The organism is Larkinella soli, assembly GCF_003703975.1.
Classification (GTDB): domain Bacteria; phylum Bacteroidota; class Bacteroidia; order Cytophagales; family Spirosomataceae; genus Larkinella; species Larkinella soli.
Map to the genome: position 1 here is coordinate 280,197 of NZ_QTJY01000001.1, position 16,607 is coordinate 296,803.

17 protein-coding genes are annotated in these 16,607 nt (G+C 55.8%); 6 read left to right on the plus strand and 11 right to left on the minus strand.

Going from position 1 to position 16,607, the window contains the following annotated elements:
* Window positions 1-82 precede the first annotated feature (82 nt).
* Window positions 83-1,078 (plus strand): hypothetical protein, encoded by a 996-nt coding sequence (locus tag DX909_RS03040; protein WP_128543575.1) that lies wholly within the window; start codon window positions 83-85, stop codon window positions 1,076-1,078.
* On the plus strand, window positions 1,041-3,494 hold the full coding sequence (locus tag DX909_RS03045) for a hypothetical protein (RefSeq protein ID WP_128543576.1): 2,454 nt from the start codon (window positions 1,041-1,043) through the stop codon (window positions 3,492-3,494). Before DX909_RS03040 ends, DX909_RS03045 begins: the two co-directional genes overlap by 38 nt.
* Before the next feature lie 42 nt (window positions 3,495-3,536).
* Here the strand turns inward: DX909_RS03045 and DX909_RS03050 are convergent, their stop codons facing one another.
* Window positions 3,537-4,316: a hypothetical protein gene (locus DX909_RS03050; protein WP_128543577.1), complete on the minus strand. Its 780-nt coding sequence runs from the start codon at window positions 4,314-4,316 to the stop codon at window positions 3,537-3,539.
* A 3-nt stretch (window positions 4,317-4,319) separates the two neighbouring features.
* Here DX909_RS03050 and DX909_RS03055 point away from each other — a divergent pair, with 3 nt between their 5' ends.
* Complete coding sequence (locus DX909_RS03055) at window positions 4,320-4,964, plus strand: class I SAM-dependent methyltransferase (protein WP_128543578.1); 645 nt, start codon at window positions 4,320-4,322, stop codon at window positions 4,962-4,964.
* Window positions 4,965-5,029: 65 nt separating this feature from the next.
* Here the strand turns inward: DX909_RS03055 and dnaK are convergent, their stop codons facing one another.
* Window positions 5,030-6,964, minus strand: a complete 1,935-nt coding sequence (gene dnaK, locus DX909_RS03060; RefSeq protein WP_128543579.1) for a molecular chaperone DnaK — start codon at window positions 6,962-6,964, stop codon at window positions 5,030-5,032.
* Between the two features lie 209 nt (window positions 6,965-7,173).
* Window positions 7,174-7,743 carry a hypothetical protein gene (locus DX909_RS03065; protein ID WP_128543580.1) on the minus strand — a complete coding sequence of 190 codons (570 nt, stop codon included), beginning with the start codon at window positions 7,741-7,743 and terminating at the stop codon, window positions 7,174-7,176.
* A gap of 152 nt (window positions 7,744-7,895) precedes the next feature.
* Here DX909_RS03065 and DX909_RS03070 point away from each other — a divergent pair, with 152 nt between their 5' ends.
* Entirely contained in the window at window positions 7,896-8,303 is a 408-nt protein-coding gene (locus DX909_RS03070) for a nuclease A inhibitor family protein (RefSeq protein ID WP_128543581.1), read from the plus strand.
* Between the two features lie 154 nt (window positions 8,304-8,457).
* On the plus strand, window positions 8,458-8,913 hold the full coding sequence (locus tag DX909_RS03075; RefSeq protein ID WP_128543582.1) for a hypothetical protein: 456 nt from the start codon (window positions 8,458-8,460) through the stop codon (window positions 8,911-8,913).
* A gap of 72 nt (window positions 8,914-8,985) precedes the next feature.
* On the opposite strand, the gene rplT is transcribed toward DX909_RS03075, so the two are convergent.
* From rplT to DX909_RS03115, 8 genes are all read right to left on the minus strand, one after another.
* The gene (gene rplT, locus DX909_RS03080) at window positions 8,986-9,330 is read right to left on the minus strand and encodes a 50S ribosomal protein L20 (protein ID WP_128543583.1); all 345 of its coding nucleotides are present in this window, start codon (window positions 9,328-9,330) and stop codon (window positions 8,986-8,988) included.
* A gap of 115 nt (window positions 9,331-9,445) precedes the next feature.
* Window positions 9,446-9,643, minus strand: a complete 198-nt coding sequence (gene rpmI / locus DX909_RS03085) for a 50S ribosomal protein L35 (protein ID WP_128543584.1) — start codon at window positions 9,641-9,643, stop codon at window positions 9,446-9,448.
* A gap of 165 nt (window positions 9,644-9,808) precedes the next feature.
* On the minus strand, window positions 9,809-10,369 hold the full coding sequence (gene infC, locus DX909_RS03090) for a translation initiation factor IF-3 (protein WP_128543585.1): 561 nt from the start codon (window positions 10,367-10,369) through the stop codon (window positions 9,809-9,811).
* Window positions 10,370-10,550: 181 nt separating this feature from the next.
* Window positions 10,551-12,500 carry a threonine--tRNA ligase gene (gene thrS / locus DX909_RS03095; RefSeq protein WP_128543586.1) on the minus strand — a complete coding sequence of 650 codons (1,950 nt, stop codon included), beginning with the start codon at window positions 12,498-12,500 and terminating at the stop codon, window positions 10,551-10,553.
* 44 nt (window positions 12,501-12,544) lie between these two features.
* Window positions 12,545-13,732: a tetratricopeptide repeat protein gene (locus tag DX909_RS03100; protein ID WP_128543587.1), complete on the minus strand. Its 1,188-nt coding sequence runs from the start codon at window positions 13,730-13,732 to the stop codon at window positions 12,545-12,547.
* 34 nt (window positions 13,733-13,766) lie between these two features.
* The gene (locus tag DX909_RS03105; protein WP_128544259.1) at window positions 13,767-14,648 is read right to left on the minus strand and encodes a class I SAM-dependent methyltransferase; all 882 of its coding nucleotides are present in this window, start codon (window positions 14,646-14,648) and stop codon (window positions 13,767-13,769) included.
* A 2-nt stretch (window positions 14,649-14,650) separates the two neighbouring features.
* Window positions 14,651-15,082, minus strand: a complete 432-nt coding sequence (locus DX909_RS03110; protein WP_128543588.1) for an EVE domain-containing protein — start codon at window positions 15,080-15,082, stop codon at window positions 14,651-14,653.
* A 30-nt stretch (window positions 15,083-15,112) separates the two neighbouring features.
* On the minus strand, window positions 15,113-15,667 hold the full coding sequence (locus tag DX909_RS03115) for a DinB family protein (protein ID WP_128543589.1): 555 nt from the start codon (window positions 15,665-15,667) through the stop codon (window positions 15,113-15,115).
* Between the two features lie 329 nt (window positions 15,668-15,996).
* On the opposite strand from DX909_RS03115, the gene DX909_RS03120 reads away from it, so the two are divergent.
* Entirely contained in the window at window positions 15,997-16,551 is a 555-nt protein-coding gene (locus tag DX909_RS03120) for an RNA polymerase sigma factor (RefSeq protein WP_128543590.1), read from the plus strand.
* The last annotated feature ends 56 nt before the right edge of the window (window positions 16,552-16,607 follow it).

Genomic DNA, 16,607 nt, shown 5'->3' on the forward strand with positions numbered 1-16,607 from the left:
TGTTTTAACGTATGACGACTTTTCGTTGGAAATGTTTTTTTCAACCTTCAGACTTTCGGCTTATCGATTGATTTACAGCCTCTTGACTGTAACAACTTTTCAGGGTTGCCGAACGGAAGAAAAGAAGGACCTCAGTCCGGCTTTTTACTACTGGAAAACCTCCTTTCAGTTGACGCCGACGGATGCGTCGCTCCTGGCTGATCTGAAAATCAACAAATTATATGTCCGTTTCTTTGACGTGGACCTGGACCCATCCACCGGAAAAGCCGCTCCGAAAGCGCCCCTTCGGTCCTTTCATCCTCCGGTCGGTCCGGAAATCATACCGGTAGTGTTCCTCACCAACCAGACGCTGTTGAAAACGCCTGCGTCCGAAGTACCGGGCCTGGCGCGAAACATCCTCCGAAAAATCCAGAGTTATGGTCGTCCGGCCGGGTTGCGATTTCAGGAGATCCAGATGGACTGCGATTGGACGGCAACTACCCGGGCGCGGTACTTCCTGCTCCTGGAAACGATGCGGAAAGACTTTCCCGGACGCCTTTCGGCCACGATCCGGCTGCACCAGGTCAAATTCCCGGACCGGACCGGCATCCCTCCCGTCGACCGGGGCATGGTGATGTTTTACAACATGGCCGACTGGAAAAAACCGGAAACGAACAATTCCATCTACGATCTCGAGGTAGCCGACCGGTATCTGGCATTCGTCGGGAAATACCCGGTTCCGCTGGATATGGTCCTTCCCCTGTTTCGCTGGACCGTCGTTTACCGCAATCAACGTTTCCTGCACCTGCTCAATCAGGTAGACCGGGAGGTGGTTGCTGGGGCCGGTTTCCTGACCCGCCGGAACGATCAAACGTTCGTGGCTGACCGGGACACGACGGCCTTCGGTTTCTCGGTCCGCCGGGGCGACGTTTTCCGGACGGAAGAGTGTCTGCCCAGGGATCTGCTGAAAGGCCGGGACCGGCTTCTTTCCGAAATTCAGAACCAAAAACTTACATTTGCGCTCTATCACCTCGATTCCACCGTCCTCACACCGTATTCCCATGCGTTCCTTGAAAATCTCCTCCACCCGGCTCCGTAGGGTCGTCCTGTCGGGTGGCGTTCTGATCGGTTTTGCCTGTGGGCCGGGCACTTCGGACGTCAACGAGTTCGTCAGCTTCTTCATGCCCGAAAGCAGCCGGGCAACGGTTATGGATCAGATTTTTCATTATACGCCGATGCTGTACCGATTCGACGACTGGTACGATACCGACGAAGATACGGTCCAGACCGATGCGAACGTGCTGGCCTGGCGGGACTATACCCGGGGCAGGGTGGATGATGCCGAAATCGGCAGTGCCCTGTACCAGACGGACAACCGGGAGGCCAACGGTCTGGTGCGCTGGGCGTCTTCAGCCAGACCCGAGGCACTGACCTACCTGAAGCTGGCCTGGCAGGCCGAATCGCTGACGCCTAAGCCCGTCAATGTCTGGGAAGAGGATACCGCCCGACGGGATACGTCCACGGCCCCGCTGCGGACCCTGAAGGAGGAGGCCCTTGCCGGATATGGAAAAACCAACGACCCATTCCTGAAGGAACGGTATGGTTTTCAAGCGGTTAAACTGGCCGTTCAGGGAAAGGAATACCAAACTGCCCTTAGGCTGTACGACCAGTTGATCCAGCCGCTTTCCGGAAAAACGTTTATCAGCGACTGGGCCCTCAGCCGCCATGCCGGTGCCGCCCTGGCCCTGGGAGATACGGCGCGGGCGATCTACGAGTTTGCCCAGGTGTTTGACCGCTGTCCTTCCCGACGCCGGGAAGCGGAAAGCAGCCTCCGGATTTACGGAATTCGTTTCCGGGAAAAAGCCCTGTCCTTCTGCAAAAACGACCACGAAAAGGCTTCCGTTTACGCCCTCTGTGCCTTGCTGCCGCGACAGGATGGTCTACCCTTCCTGAAAGAGATCGTCCGTCTGGACCCGAAATATCCGCTCATCGAGCTGATCATGGCTCGTGAAATCAACAAGAATGAATATTATTTCTTCCAGGAAACGGCTCCCATATATGCCTACGACGAAAAAAGCCGGGCCGACTCCCTGCGGTTCCTCGATCGGAAACAGGAAGCGTCCGATTATTTTAGCCAACTCGGTAGTTTCGCGCTGGAATCGGCTGAGAACAAAGCGCTTGGCAATCCGGCTTTCTGGTATACGGCAGCGGCTTACATGGATTATCTCGGGAAAGATTATTCCTCAGCGAAAAGCAAGCTGGAAAAAGCGACCGCCCTGCCCATCGACAATCCGGTTCTGAAACAGCAGATTGCCCTGGAACAAATGCTGGTGCTGGCTGCCGAAACCGAAACCATGACTCCTGAAGCCGAAAACCGGCTGATCGGCTATCTGGAACAATTCGGCAGCCCGCGAAATTTTTACATCAATAACGCTTTCGTCGAAGTCTGCAAACAGGTCGCCCAGAAATACGGATACGGCCGGCCGTCCGCACCCAAAGCCGGCGGCTGGCTTTCCGGCTGCAGCCGTTCCTCCGAGGGCCCCGATGATGCTGCCACCGCCAAAGGCTTTCTGCTGACCGCCCTGACGTCCTCCCAGGTCAATCGGAGCGAGGTTGTTTTCGATAGCCACACGGACCTGTATGACATCGAAGACACCACCTCCTTCGTCACGATTGGAAAAGTCATTGCCCAGGCCGGCCGACCCAATCCGGACCCCTTCCTCAAAAGGCTCCTGACCCTGACCGGTTTTGACGGTAACACGCTAAATATGTTATACGGCCGCCGGCTGCTGGCCGATCACCGGTATGCGGAGGCCGCCGAAGCCTATGCAAAGGTCGATCCGGCCACCTGGAAAAAAGACCCTTACCTGACCCATTTCGGGGATAACCCCTTCGAGGTGAGTCTGAAAGGAAACCGATTCACTTCCGGAAAACCCAACCCGTTTACCCCGCAGGCTTTTGCCCGGAAAATGGCGGAAATGGAAAAACAGGCTAAAAATGCCTCCGGTGACCAGGCCGCCGGGCTGTATTACCAGTTGGGTTGCGGTGCCTATAATCTGAGCTGGCACGGCAATTCCTGGCTGCTGGTAAAAGCCCGCTGGAGCGGTGCCGAACCGGCCTTTAACGTATACAATGCTCAGGCCGTAGTTCAACAGGTGCAGAAAGAGCGGTTTCTGGATTCGCTCGCCCGGGATCCCTATTACACCAATTCACGCGCCCGGGCCTTTTTCGAGCAGGCCATGACATCCGCTAAAAACCCTGAACTGGCCGCAAAAGCCTGTTTTATGGCCGCCCGCTGCGAGCAGGATGCCTTTCAAACCTGGTATGCAATCGAACAGGTCCGACGAAATTTTAACACCGACCCCGGACCGTTCGACCGGGAAATGGAACTGCTGCGAAAAACCAAGTATTCCTCCTTCTGGCAAATGCTCTCCCGGCAATATGCCCAGACCCAGTTCCAACGGGACATGATCCGGGAATGCGCCACTTACGCCGACTATCTGGCGGGAAAATGAACCCGGCTTTCCGAACAAATCCCGCTTTCCCGGCGGGGTTTGTCATTTAAACCGATCCCCGAAGTAGAAATTGATTCCCACCGACAGGTAGGCCCACTTGTCGGCACTGTTTTTCCCGTAATGATTCCCTTCCGTGAAGGCCGGAGAGGATTCCGGAGCCGGCATAGTGCGGTTATCGTCATCGCGCGTGGCATCTAGCTTATCGGTTCGGACCAAATTCAGGCGGAGGTCTCCGAAAACGCTGGCCCGACGCGACAGGGCAGTGGACGTTCTGATCCCGAGCGGCCACACCCATTCGTGGGTGCGTTTAATGCCTGCTTTACCCCGGGCTTCCAGGCCGTCGCGGGAGCGATGGCTAAACCGGTTGTTCGTTTGCCGCTGAAGGTTTCCGGTGGTGAGATGGCGGGCTTCGGCGCTGAAGAACAGTAGCCCTCCCCCGGCATAGGGCCTGATTTCTACCCGTTTGTGGCCCTTTCCCAATACCTTGAGAAAATCGGCCGAAACGACGAGGGCGGTCTGGAAAAACCGAGCCTTCGATTGGGAATGATAAAAGCCGGTCTGGCGGGATTTCAGGGTTCCGATTTCAGCGGGTAACTCAACGGTGAAAATTTGGGTTACAGGAACAAGGAGTGAAACCCCCAGAAACGGTGCCGAAGCCAGGTCTTCGAGGTCGCCGTACAGGAGGGTGAAGCCGGTTCGGACGGAAATGGCCGCCGGCTGGCCGGGATGAGCCGAAAGGTCGGTTTTTCGCTGGGCCTGAAGGGGTGAGCAACAAGACAAAAGCATCTGAAGCCCAATCAGGGCGGGTAAACATCGGTTCATACTGTGGGAAAACATAAGGTTACATCGGACAACGGCTTCGACCGGGTAGCCTCCTTTTACGACCCGCTTTCCCGGCTGGTTTTCGGCAATGCCCAGCGGAAAGCCCAGGCCCACTGGATCGGCCGGATTCCCCCGGCGGCTGATCTCCTGGTTTTCGGCGGAGGTAGCGGCCGGCTGCTGTCCGCCCTGTTAGACGCGTGTTCCCCCCGGAAAGTCATCTATATCGACGCTTCTTCGAAAATGATCGAACTCGCCCGACGTCGGAGCGGGAGCGACGGACGGGTCGATTTTCGTACCGGAAATGAAGATTCCATCCGTCCTTCCGACCGGGTGGATGTGATCCTGACGCCCTTCGTACTGGACCTCTTTTCCGAAAAACGACTGACGGTCAGCATCTTGCCAAAACTATATCGGGCGCTGAGTCCGGGAGGTCTCTGGCTGGGTACGGATTTTGTCCCGACAAACCACCTCGGACATTCTGCGCTCTTGAAAGCCATGTATCTCTTTTTTCGATTCACCAGCCATATCGAGGCCCACCGGCTACCGGACTGGAAATCCCTGATGGAAAACGAGTTAGGTTTGCACCGGGAAAGGTCGGCCGGCTATTTTGGAGGTATGATCGAAACCGGAATCTGGAGGAAGGACTGAGAAAACAGAAAAACAAAAAAGCCCCGGCAAAATTACCGGGGCTTTTTATCAGATAACAAAAACGGTTACTTCACTTCTTCGTACGGCACATCCGAGACGTTGCTGTCCTGACCGGAGGACGTCTGACCATTCTGCCCGTTGGCCGGACCGCCGTCGGCAGCCGAGCCGTCGGCCGGGTTGGCCTGCGGACCGCCCGTGGCGTTGTACAGCTCCTGTGAAGCCGTCGCCCAGGCCGCGTTCAGGCTTTCCATGGCCGCATCGATGGCGGCTACGTCGCGGGAACCGTGGGCGGTGCGAAGCTCGCCCAGAGCGCCTTCAATGGCAGCCTTGTTACCGGCAGATAGTTTATCGCCGTATTCCTTCAGTTGTTTTTCCGTCTGGAAGATCATCGAGTCGGCCTGGTTGACCTTGTCGATCTTCTCGCGCTCGGCTTTGTCGGCGGCCTCGTTGGCTTTGGCCTCCTCCCGCATCCGGGCGATTTCGGCATCGCTCAGACCGCTGGACGCTTCGATCCGGATCTTCTGCTCCTTGCTGGTGCCTTTATCCCGGGCCGTTACGTGCAGAATCCCATTGGCGTCGATGTCGAACGTTACTTCAATCTGCGGGATACCACGCGGGGCCGGCGGAATGCCGTCGAGGTGGAACCGTCCGAGGGAGCGGTTCTGGCCGGCCATCGGGCGTTCGCCCTGCAGAATATGGATTTCAACGCTCGGCTGGTTGTCGGAGGCCGTCGAGAACACTTCCGATTTCTTGGTCGGAATGGTCGTGTTGGCGTCGATCAGGCGGGTAAAGACCCCACCCATCGTTTCGATACCCAGCGACAGCGGGATGACGTCGAGCAGCAGGACGTCTTTCACCTCACCGGTCAGAACCCCGCCCTGAATGGCGGCACCGATGGCGACGGCTTCATCCGGGTTGACGTTTTTGGACGGTTTCTTACCGAACAGTTTTTCAACTTCTTCCTGAACTTTCGGAATGCGCGTCGAACCACCGACCAGGATTACTTCGTCGATCTGGCCGGCCGACAGACCGGAGTTTTTCAGGGCCCGGCGGCAGGGTTCGAGGCTCCGCTGAATCAGCGAGTCGGAAAGCTGCTCGAATTTTGCGCGGCTCAACGAACGGACCAGGTGTTTCGGAATGCCGTTCACCGGCATGATGTACGGCAGGTTGATCTCGGTCGAACTGGAGCTGGAAAGTTCGATTTTCGCTTTCTCGGCGGCTTCCTTCAGCCGCTGCAGCGCCATCGGATCCTTCCGCAGGTCGATGCCCTCGTCGTTCTTGAATTCCTGCGCCAGCCAGTCGATGATTACCTGGTCGAAGTCATCCCCACCCAGGTGGGTATCACCGTCGGTCGCTTTTACTTCGAAAACGCCGTCGCCCAGTTCGAGGATGGAAATATCGAACGTACCGCCACCGAGGTCGAAGACGGCGATCTTCATATCCTTATGCGTCTTGTCGAGGCCATAGGCCAGGGCGGCCGCCGTCGGTTCGTTGATGATCCGCTTCACGTCCAGACCGGCAATCTGGCCGGCTTCCTTGGTGGCCTGCCGTTCGGCATCGTTAAAATAGGCCGGAACGGTAATGACGGCTTCGGTAATGGTTTGACCCAGATAATCTTCGGCCGTCTGCTTCATCTTCTGAAGAATGAGGGCGGAGATTTCCTGGGGAGTATATTGACGATCGCCGATACGGACGCGGGGTGTGTCGTTGGGACCGCGCTCGACCGTATAGCTCATCGTTTTCATTTCATTCTGAACGTCGTTGAAACGTTTACCCATAAACCGCTTGATCGACTGGATCGTGTTGGTGGGGTTGGTGATGGCCTGGCGTTTGGCCGGATCACCCACTTTGCGCTCGCCGTTGCCGTTGTCCATAAATGCGACGACGGAGGGCGTGGTCCGACGGCCTTCGCTGTTGGCGATGACCACCGGCTCGTTTCCTTCCATGACGGCCACACACGAGTTGGTAGTTCCTAAGTCAATGCCTATAATCTTTCCCATGATACTTATATGATGTCCTTCCGGTTATTGGTTTTTGACAAACTACTCTCTTTCAATCAAGCTGTGTGCCATTGAACCAAAATGCAGGAAAGTGTGACAGATTGACAGCGAAAGCTGACTGAATGGCGAGTTCGGCCGAACTTGCCGTTGAGGTTTGTCAGATAACCGGCCATTTTCGATGAAAGACGGCCGGTTATCCGGTAAGCGTCTTATTTTCCGCCGAACAGGCCGCCGAGCATTCCGCCCAGACCGCCCCCCTGCTGCCGGTTTCCTCCACCGCCGAACAGGCCGCCGGCCGCCTGCATGAGATCGTTCATATCCAGGCGGCCGTCCCGCATGGCCGAACCCGCCATGCCCATCCAGTCGACGCCCTGTCTTCCGGTGGCCTGACCCATGATGATATTGCCGTCGACACTCGGATCGTTCGGGTCCTGGGACTTCTGCATGAGTTTACCGAGGATCATCGGAACCACCGCCCCGGCGACCGACATGGCCGTCTGGGGGGAAATGCCGAGCCGCTCGATGAGACTTTGCTGAACATTTTGCTGAACGCCCTGCGTCACCGGGCTGGACTGCACGCCGGCCTGACCGCCCTGGCCCATAACCATCCCGAGGAGGTCGCCGAGATTACCGCCCTGGGCCTGCTGCTGAAGGCCGCCCATGATCCCGCCCGAAATGGCGTTGATGGCCTCCTCATTCTGATGGTTGGGAATGGCCGGGTTGTTGATCACCGCATCGTCGGCATTCTGCCGAACCAGATTCATCAAAGTATCTAACATGATTGAAAAAGGGTTACGTCGTTTTGTTCCGATCCTGAAAATTTCCGTCCGAAGACGGGCTGGTTTCTGGACAAACCTTTACTTTGTAAACAACCATCCGTCAGGGATTCAGTTTACCCTTAGACGAAATTAATTGGCAATCGTAACGCACCATGTCCGAAGAAACCACCCCGAAACCGCCCGTTTCCGACCTGCTGGAGGGCTTGTTCTATCCCAGTGAATCCGATGAACCGGTCGAATTCGTCACGTTCTCCGTCTGCCCCGACCCTCCCCTGACGGTCGGCCGGGTAAAGGAGGTTCTGCTCATCACGCCGGAAACATTTGTGGAAGAAATACCGGAAGATCAGTTCTGGGCACCGGTCGTCAACGAGGAGGAATGGTTCGGGCCGGAAGAGAAGGAACGGGCGTCCCGATTCCGGAAATTACAGGAAGTCGTTCAGGAACAACTGGCTCACCGGCAGGCTTTTCGGGTAGGAAAAACGGAAATCGATCTCTATCTGCTGGGTGCCCGTCCGGATGGTACCTGGGCCGGGCTGAAAACCCTGGTTGTCGAAACCTGAAAAGATACCCTTGCCGCATTTCACTCATTTTTCCGATCGAATTCCGTGACTATTCGCCCTGCCGGGAGTTAATAGTCTGAGAAAACGATTCGACGTTATGAAAAATGCAGGACTTTTAGCCTTGATACTGGCAGCCGGTATCTCGCTTGAAACCATGGCGCAAACACCGCCGAAGTATAAATCCGGAGACAAGGGCCACGCCACTTCCGATAAACCAAACGGTGCCTATAACTCGGGTCAGGGCAAAAAGGGCAGCGGAGCCTATAGCCGGAAGATGAAGCACGGCATGAGCCGGTCCGGGAACAGTAACCTCCAGACCGGGACGACCAAGACCGGGCAGGAAGTGAATGACCCGGTAGCGGGCAAGAAGCAGAGCGACCAGTCGACCAATACCGGTAATGTTACCTCGACCACGAATCCGGCCTCCAACGGCCAGGCCGTGCGGAGCAGCCGGAGCGGGACGGGCAATTCCAAAACGCCCGGAGGCACCCGGACCGGAAACGCCAAAGGATCGACGACCGGCCCTTCCGGACCGGGCGGCAGCCGCTTCGACAAGGCCGGAAACAGCAAGAACCCCGAAACCGCCAAGGCCCCGAACGGCAAGCGGTAAACCGAAACCGCCGACCTATAACAAAAAAGCCGACTCCATCGAGTCGGCTTTTTATTTGACCTTTCGGCCGGATTATTTCACTTTTTCAACGACGGCCCGGAATGCTTCGGGGTGGTTCGCAGCCAGATCGGCCAGAACCTTTCTGTTTAACTCGATGCCGGCGGCATGAATCCTCCCCATCAGGGCAGAGTAGGATACGCCGTGCAGGCGCGCTCCGGCATTGATCCGCTGAATCCAGAGGGCGCGGAAATCCCGCTTCTTCTGGCGACGGTCACGGAACGAATAAACAAGTCCTTTCTCGACGGCGTTTTTAGCGACCGTCCAAACGTTTTTACGACGACCAAAGTATCCTTTGGCCAGTTTCAATACTTTTTTGCGACGTGCCCTGGAGGCAACGTGGTTCACTGAACGTGGCATAGTGTTTTACTTTTGTTTTTGACGACAGGCGGCCGGCTGGGAATCCTTTCGGCGCTTGAAGGCCTGTAATCGGGTTGAACATGAAACCGGGCGGAAAACCGCCGAACCTGAACGATCAGGCCAGGTTGAGCATCACCTTGACACGACGCTCATCCCCCGGAGAAACCAGTGCATCGTGAACCAGGTTCCGCTTGCGCTTGGTCGATTTCTTCGTCAGGATGTGGCTGTGGTAGGCGTGCTTCCTTTTGATTTTGCCGGTGCCCGTCAGCTTGAAGCGCTTCTTGGCTCCCGAATTGGTTTTTACTTTCGGCATCGGAGTAAACAGTAATCGTTAAAAAAGTGAATAGGGCGCAAAGGTAGGGAAAAAGGCCCTGAAAACCAAACAGAAATGAAATCCCGGAATAAACCGGGCCGCCTGTCAACGAAAAAACCCGTAGCGCCCTGAGAGCGCTACGGGTTTCCTGAAAAAAGAGACCGGTTATTTTTTGACCTGAACGACTTTGGGCGCCAGGAACATGCTCATCCGCTTGCCTTCCAGTTTGGGTTCGGCCTCGACTTTACCATGTTCCTCCAGCCCTTTGGCAAACCGCTGAAGCAGTTCGACACCGCGTTCCTTGAACACGATGGACCGGCCTACGAACTGAACGTAGGCTTTCACCTTGGCGCCTTCCTTCAGGAAGCTGATGGCATGTTTGAGTTTAAATTCGAAATCGTGGTCGTCGGTGTTCGGACCAAACCGGATTTCCTTGATAACGACCTTCTGAGCCTTCGCTTTGATCTCCTTCTGCTTCTTCTTCTGTTCGTATTTGAACTTCGAGTAATCGACGATGCGGCAGACGGGCGGCACGGCGTTGGGAGAAATTTCGACGAGGTCCAGGGTCTGTGCCTGAGCCATTGCCAGGGCCTGCTGAATGTCGTAAACGCCTTGTTCGACATTTTCTCCAACTAACCGTACCTGACGGGCTTGAATTCGGCCGTTGATCCGATAAGGTTCTTCGACCACACGCGGGGGGCGCATGGGTCTGCGCTGTAATGCCATAGAGTGTGTTTAAAGTAGAAAAATGCTTGAATACGTGCGTATAACGTACCGAGCGTTATAAAGTTTCCGGTAAAGTATAAATTTTGTCCAACGGAAGCAAATGCTTACCAATATTTTAGAGTTGGGGAGTTTAGGAGTCAGGGAGTTGGGGAGTTGGTGACTCCAAACAACCTCTACACCCCTACACCGCCTGCCCGACCTGGCTGACCTCCGCCCGGAACAGTTCGACGAAATCGTCGATGGACATCGATCCCAGGTCGCCTTCCCCTTTCCGCCGGACCGCCACATGCCCTTCGGCCTGTTCCTTTTCGCCGACGATCAGCATGAACGGAACCTTACTGATTTCCGCATCGCGGATTTTCCGCCCGATCTTCTCGTCGCGATGATCGACATATCCCCGGACGTCGCGTTCCTGAAGCGCCAGGAATACGTCGTTAGCATAGGTTTCGTATTTCTCCGAAATCGGCAGCACGGCGATCTGGTCGGGAGAGAGCCAGAGCGGGAAGTTCCCGCCGGTGTTCTCGATCAGAATGGCAATAAACCGCTCCAGGGATCCGAACGGAGCGCGGTGAATCATCACCGGCCGGTATTTCTGGTTGTCGGAACCGGTATACTCCAGCTCGAAACGGTCCGGCAGGTTATAATCGACCTGAATCGTACCCAGCTGCCATTTCCGGCCGAGGGCGTCCCGCACCATAAAGTCGAGTTTGGGGCCGTAGAAGGCGGCTTCGCCCAGTTCGGTCACCGTCCGCAATCCCTTCTCGGCGGCAGCCTCCACGATGGCGTCTTCGGCTTTGGCCCACGCGTCGTCCGAACCGATGTACTTTTCCCGGTTTTCCGGGTCGCGGAGGGAAATCTGGGCGCTGAAATCTTCAAAACCGAGCGATCGGAAGACGTACAGAACCAGGTCGATCACCTTCATGAATTCCTCCTTCACCTGGTCGGGGCGGCAGAAGATGTGGGCATCATCCTGCGTAAACCCGCGCACCCGGGTCAGCCCGTGAAGTTCTCCGCTCTGCTCATACCGATAGACCGTCCCGAACTCGGCCAGCCGGAGGGGCAGATCGCGATACGAGCGCGGTTTTGTCTTGTAAATCTCGCAGTGGTGGGGGCAGTTCATAGGCTTCAGCAGGAACTCCTCTCCTTCTTCGGGCGTCAGAATGGGCTTGAATGAATCTTTCCCGTATTTTTCCCAGTGGCCGGACGTCACATAGAGGGATTTTCCGCCGATGTGGGGAGTCACCACCGGTGAATACCCGGCCCGAACCTGGGCCCGGCGGAGAAAATTCTCCAGCCGTTCCCGGAGCATGGTTCCTTTCGGAAGCCAGAGGGGAAGCCCCTGCCCGACTTTTTCCGAAAAGGCAAACAGTTCCAGTTCGCGGCCGAGTTTCCGGTGGTCGCGCTTTTTGGCTTCTTCCAGCAGGTGGAGGTACTCGTCGAGTTCTTTCTGTTTCGGGAACGTGATGGCGTAGACGCGGGTCAGCATCTTGTTTTTCTCGTCGCCCCGCCAGTAGGCCCCGGCCACGTTCATCACTTTGGCGGCCTTGATGAACCCGGTATTCGGGATATGCGGTCCGCGGCAGAGGTCCGTGAAATTTCCCTGGGTGTAGAAGGTAATGGTTCCGTCGTCCAGCCGTTCGAGCAGATCGAGTTTATAGGGATCTCCTTTCTTCTCAAAATAGTCGACGGCCTCGGCCTTGCTGATGGGCTTCCGGACAAATTCCTGCTTCTTCCGGGCCAGTTCCAGCATTTTGTCCTCCACCTTTTTAAAATCCTCCTGCGAAAAATGGCGGCCGTTCAGGTCGACGTCGTAATAAAAGCCGTTTTCGATCGGTGGACCGATACCGAACTGGATTCCGGGATAAAGCTCTTCGAGAGCCTCTGCCAGCAGGTGGGCGGATGAGTGCCAGAAGGTCGCTTTCCCTTCGGGATCGTTCCAGGTCAGCAGCTTTACCGTAGCATCGGTCGTGATCGGGCGCGTGGCATCCTGTACGGTTCCATTGACACTGGCCGCCAGTACGTTCCGAGCCAGGCCTTCGCTGATGCCTGCGGCAATCTCCAGACCGGTAACACCGCCGGGATACTCTCGAACACTGCCGTCAGGCAGCGTAATGCGAATTTGGTCACTCATTGTATTGATCGTTATTGTTTGAAAACTTCTGTGTGAATGCCGGCTCAACGCCGGGTGGTGTCGGCCCCGAAGCCGGAACGGGGCCGGATGGTCATGACCCGAACCCGTGTCGTATCCAGAACCGTACCGGGCCGTGTCGGAGCGTCCGATTCCGGAGCGTCGAGCAGGCTGTTTCCGTAATAGCCTGCCTGCCGCTTCTGTACTCTCCAGTAGCCGTAATAGGCCTGCTGATAATATGCGGGCTGGGCAGCGGGATTATCCTGCATGGCTAACGAATACATCCGGCCGGCCTGTTCCCACTGCCCGGATTGTTCGTATCCAAGCGCGGTATAATAATGGAGCCGGGGAAAGGCCGGATTTTGGGTCGAAACCTGACCGAAATGGTAGAGCGCCTGCCCGGGATTCCGCCATTTGAGCATCACCAGCCCGGCCTGAAAATGGGCCTCCGTAAATTTCGGGTCCAGTTGAATCGCCCGCTGGTAGAACTGGTAGGCGCTGTCCGACTTTCCGGCCAGTTGGTAGGCCAGGCCTTTGCTGAAGAACAGTCGCGGATGGTTCGGAAAAAATCCGAGGCCCCGCTGGGCATAAGTCATTGCCGAAGGAATATCCCCTTTTATGGAATGAATATCCGCCATCTGCACGTAGGTGGAGAGATTCCGGGGTTTCAGCGTCAGGGATCGCCGGAAATAGGCAATCGCCCGCGCCGTATCCCCCATTTTGGCGGAAACCAGCCCATTGAAATAGAAGGCGTCTCCGTCGAACGGCGACATCTGGAGGGCTTTCACGACATAAAGCCGTGCCCGGTCATACTCCTTTATTTCCTGGTAAAGATCGCCGATGGCCAGATACAGTTCCGGGGTATTGACGCCGAGGCCCTCCGCCCGCAGAGCGCTCTCCAGCGCATCGTTGAACTGATGCCGGGACCGCAGGATCTGCGCCCGGATAAAATGGTACCGGCCTTCGTTATTATCCCGGTCCAGGGCCTGTTCGATATCGCCCAGGGCTTCTTCGGTTCGGTTGCTTTGAAGGTACAGGGCTGCCCGTTTGGCATAGGCCGAAGCCGCTGCATTCTGGTTGATGGCCCGGGTCAGTGCTTCGAGAGCTGCCTGGTTGCGCATCTGGGCCGAATTTTCGGGCAAGGGCGGAATCCGGGCCTGCCGACGGTTGTCATCCGTACAGGCCACCGATATTCCCACCAGAACGAAAATCCATAAACCAGAAAACCTGCGCATACGCTTGCCTGAACCTGACCGCAAATATACGTTTTTAGACCGAAGAAAACCGATAAAAGACGCCCAGCGGCAGCCGTTTGGCGAAGGAATCCTGCAGGTACAGCTCCCCGAATTCAGTATGGGGCCGGTCGCCGAAATGGGACCGCATCAGGTTATCAAGAATCAGGGCCGAGAACCCGAGCGAATACAGGTTGATGATCAGGAAAAAGTGCTGATCGTGGAGCAGTTCGGCGCAGGTCCGCAACAGATCGTTCAGATGCTCTTCCAACAGCCATTTTTCGCCGTCGGGCCCGCGACCGTAGGCCGGTGGGTCGAGGATCAGACCATGATACCGGTTGCCCCGCCGGGCTTCCCGCCGAACGTATTTCATCGCATCCTCCACCACCCAGCGGATGTTATCCAGACCGCTGGCCTCCATGTTCTCTCGCGACCAGCTAATGACCTGCCGGACCGAATCGACGTGGGTGACCTCGGCCCCGGCCTGGCGGGCCGCCAGCGAGGCTGCCCCTGTATAGGCAAACAGGTTCAGTACCTGGGGCTTTTCGATCGGCAATGCTTTTACCTTCGCCTGAATGAACGGCCAGTTGACCGCCTGTTCGGGAAATATTCCGACGTGCTTGAAGGCGGAGAGCGACAGTTTGAAGGTCAGGTCCAGCTCCTGCCGGCGGAAAGGCAGGAACCAGCGCTCGGCCATCCTGGGCCGGAGCAGCCATTCTCCCTTTTCCTGGGAGCCTTTATCCCGTTTGAAAACGGCATCCGATCGACGCTCCCATTCCGGCTCGGGCAGCGATTTGTCCCAGATGGCCTGGGGTTCGGGGCGACGCAGAACGTGAGGACCGAACCGTTCCAGCTTCTCAAAACCGCCGGTATCGATAAGATCGTAGTCCGACCAGGGTTCCGGCGTAAGCAGTTGAATCGTCAATGGTTTATGGGTTGCGAACGCTCCTGACCAAGTGCCAGGATCCATTCAAATTCTTCGGAACCGACCGGCATGACCGAAAGCCGGCTATGGCGGATCAGCAGCAGATTCTGCAGGCGGGAATCGGTTTTCATGCGTTGCAGCGATACCGCCTTTTCCAGCGGCATGAGCGGTTCCAGCTCAACGACCACCCAACGGGGGTCATCCGGGATGGTCGGGTCGGGATAGGCTTCCCGGATCACTCTGGCCAGGCCGACTATCTCTTTACCGGTAACGCTGTGATAAAACAGCACCTGATCGCCCTCCTTCATGGAAGCCAGATTGTTGCGGGCCTGAAAGTTGCGAACCCCGTCCCAGACGGCTTTCCCCTGCCGGACGAAATCATCCCAGGAGTAGGTGTCCGGTTCGGATTTGACGAGCCAGTAGTTCACTTGAAACGGTAGGTCTGTAAGGATTGACTATCAATAATCGTCGAAATCGTCCCCGTATTGCATGCCGAACTCATCCTGGGTGTGCCTTTCGTCCACGCCCTTGAATTTCAGGGCTTTCTTGATCAGAGAGATCTGACCGGCATGGTAGGTATCGTGGTTGATGATTCCGTGGAGCAGGTCATAATACGTATAGTCCCGGCCGGGAACGATGTCCTCCAGAAATTCGTCGTCGTCCCGTTTGTCGAGTTCGTTCACCAGTTCTTCCTGGCTGAGGCTCAACTCCATCTGAAGGGCTTCCCACTCGAAATCGTCGATGACCTGCAGCGAGCCGAAGTTCTTCTCGGGGGTTTTGATGTCGAATTCACCGTCTCCCTGCATTTTTTTAACGCCGAAGATCCGCCAGCTCGTGATATGAAAAACCAGTTCGGCGATGGAATGGGTATTGGGTGTAAGCCGTCGTCCGGCCATTTCGGGCGAGACGCCCCGCAGGACCTCCACCAGGGACGGACCATGCCAGGCTTCTTCCCCTTCGTAGGTGGTATTCAGCAAATCGATGATCCTTATTAATTCGTCGTTCTGTACCATTTCAAAAATTCTGCTTGTTGGTGTAAAGGAAAAATAGTGGTTCTTTCCGTTCCATCGGCAAAGGTAAAAGGATTATCGATCAAACAGAATGTGACCACAGACGGCCTGTTTAGAAAAAATGAATATGAAAAAATAAAGATTCTGAATGCCCCTGTGCCAAACAGAACTTAGATAATAGATGGATTCAATCATTCTAAAGAAGTTACCTCTTGACATTTGTATGCGCAATCAATACTTTTGGTCATTAGTAATTGTTTGCCCACCCAAAGAGTCAGCCTCCTCTTTGTGTTCTGTACTATAGTTATTCAACTTCACTGTAGCTATCGATTATGAACACCTGCCGTCATTCCGACGAGGAGCTGGTACGATATTACCTGGCAACTCAAAATAGTGAATATTTTGGACAGCTTTACAAACGGTATGCCCCGAAAGTTTTCCGCCGGTGCCTGACCATCACCAGAGATCCCATCAACGCCGAAGATTACACCCAGGACATTTTTGTCCGGGTCCTTTCCAGCCTGACTAATTTCCGGGAAAAATCCAGTTTCAGCACCTGGCTGTATACCATTTCCAGCAATTACTGCATGGACCGGATGAAGACCAGTCGCAAACAAACCTGGGTGGAACTGGATCACGAGATTTCGAAAACGCTGGCCGACACCAATGAATCCGACGCGCTTGAGGCCCGTTATCAGGTGGTGGACTACGTGATGGAAAAGATCAGCTCCAGCGAATCCCGGTACCTGCGGATGAAATACGAAGAAAACCTGAACATCCGGGAAATGGCCCGGCTGCTGAAGGTGAAGGACAGCGCCGTTAAAATGCGTCTGAAACGAGTCCGGGATAAAGTGAAGGATATTCTGTACTACCACCAGTTCGACTGACCGGAAATGCGGCCCGATCCGGTCCCGGCACTTATTTCAGGTATTTGTCGTCTCTG

Coding starts and splice junctions, on each gene's coding strand:
- DX909_RS03045 (WP_128543576.1), top strand. CDS start 1,041: ATGCGTTCCTTGAAAATCTCCTCCACCCGGCTCCGTAGGGTCGTCCTG.
- DX909_RS03050 (WP_128543577.1), bottom strand. CDS start 4,316: ATGAACCGATGTTTACCCGCCCTGATTGGGCTTCAGATGCTTTTGTCT.
- dnaK (WP_128543579.1), bottom strand. CDS start 6,964: ATGGGAAAGATTATAGGCATTGACTTAGGAACTACCAACTCGTGTGTG.
- DX909_RS03065 (WP_128543580.1), bottom strand. CDS start 7,743: ATGTTAGATACTTTGATGAATCTGGTTCGGCAGAATGCCGACGATGCG.
- DX909_RS03070 (WP_128543581.1), top strand. CDS start 7,896: ATGTCCGAAGAAACCACCCCGAAACCGCCCGTTTCCGACCTGCTGGAG.
- DX909_RS03075 (WP_128543582.1), top strand. CDS start 8,458: ATGGCGCAAACACCGCCGAAGTATAAATCCGGAGACAAGGGCCACGCC.
- rplT (WP_128543583.1), bottom strand. CDS start 9,330: ATGCCACGTTCAGTGAACCACGTTGCCTCCAGGGCACGTCGCAAAAAA.
- rpmI (WP_128543584.1), bottom strand. CDS start 9,643: ATGCCGAAAGTAAAAACCAATTCGGGAGCCAAGAAGCGCTTCAAGCTG.
- infC (WP_128543585.1), bottom strand. CDS start 10,369: ATGGCATTACAGCGCAGACCCATGCGCCCCCCGCGTGTGGTCGAAGAA.
- thrS (WP_128543586.1), bottom strand. CDS start 12,500: ATGAGTGACCAAATTCGCATTACGCTGCCTGACGGCAGTGTTCGAGAG.
- DX909_RS03100 (WP_128543587.1), bottom strand. CDS start 13,732: ATGCGCAGGTTTTCTGGTTTATGGATTTTCGTTCTGGTGGGAATATCG.
- DX909_RS03115 (WP_128543589.1), bottom strand. CDS start 15,667: ATGGTACAGAACGACGAATTAATAAGGATCATCGATTTGCTGAATACC.
- DX909_RS03120 (WP_128543590.1), top strand. CDS start 15,997: ATGAACACCTGCCGTCATTCCGACGAGGAGCTGGTACGATATTACCTG.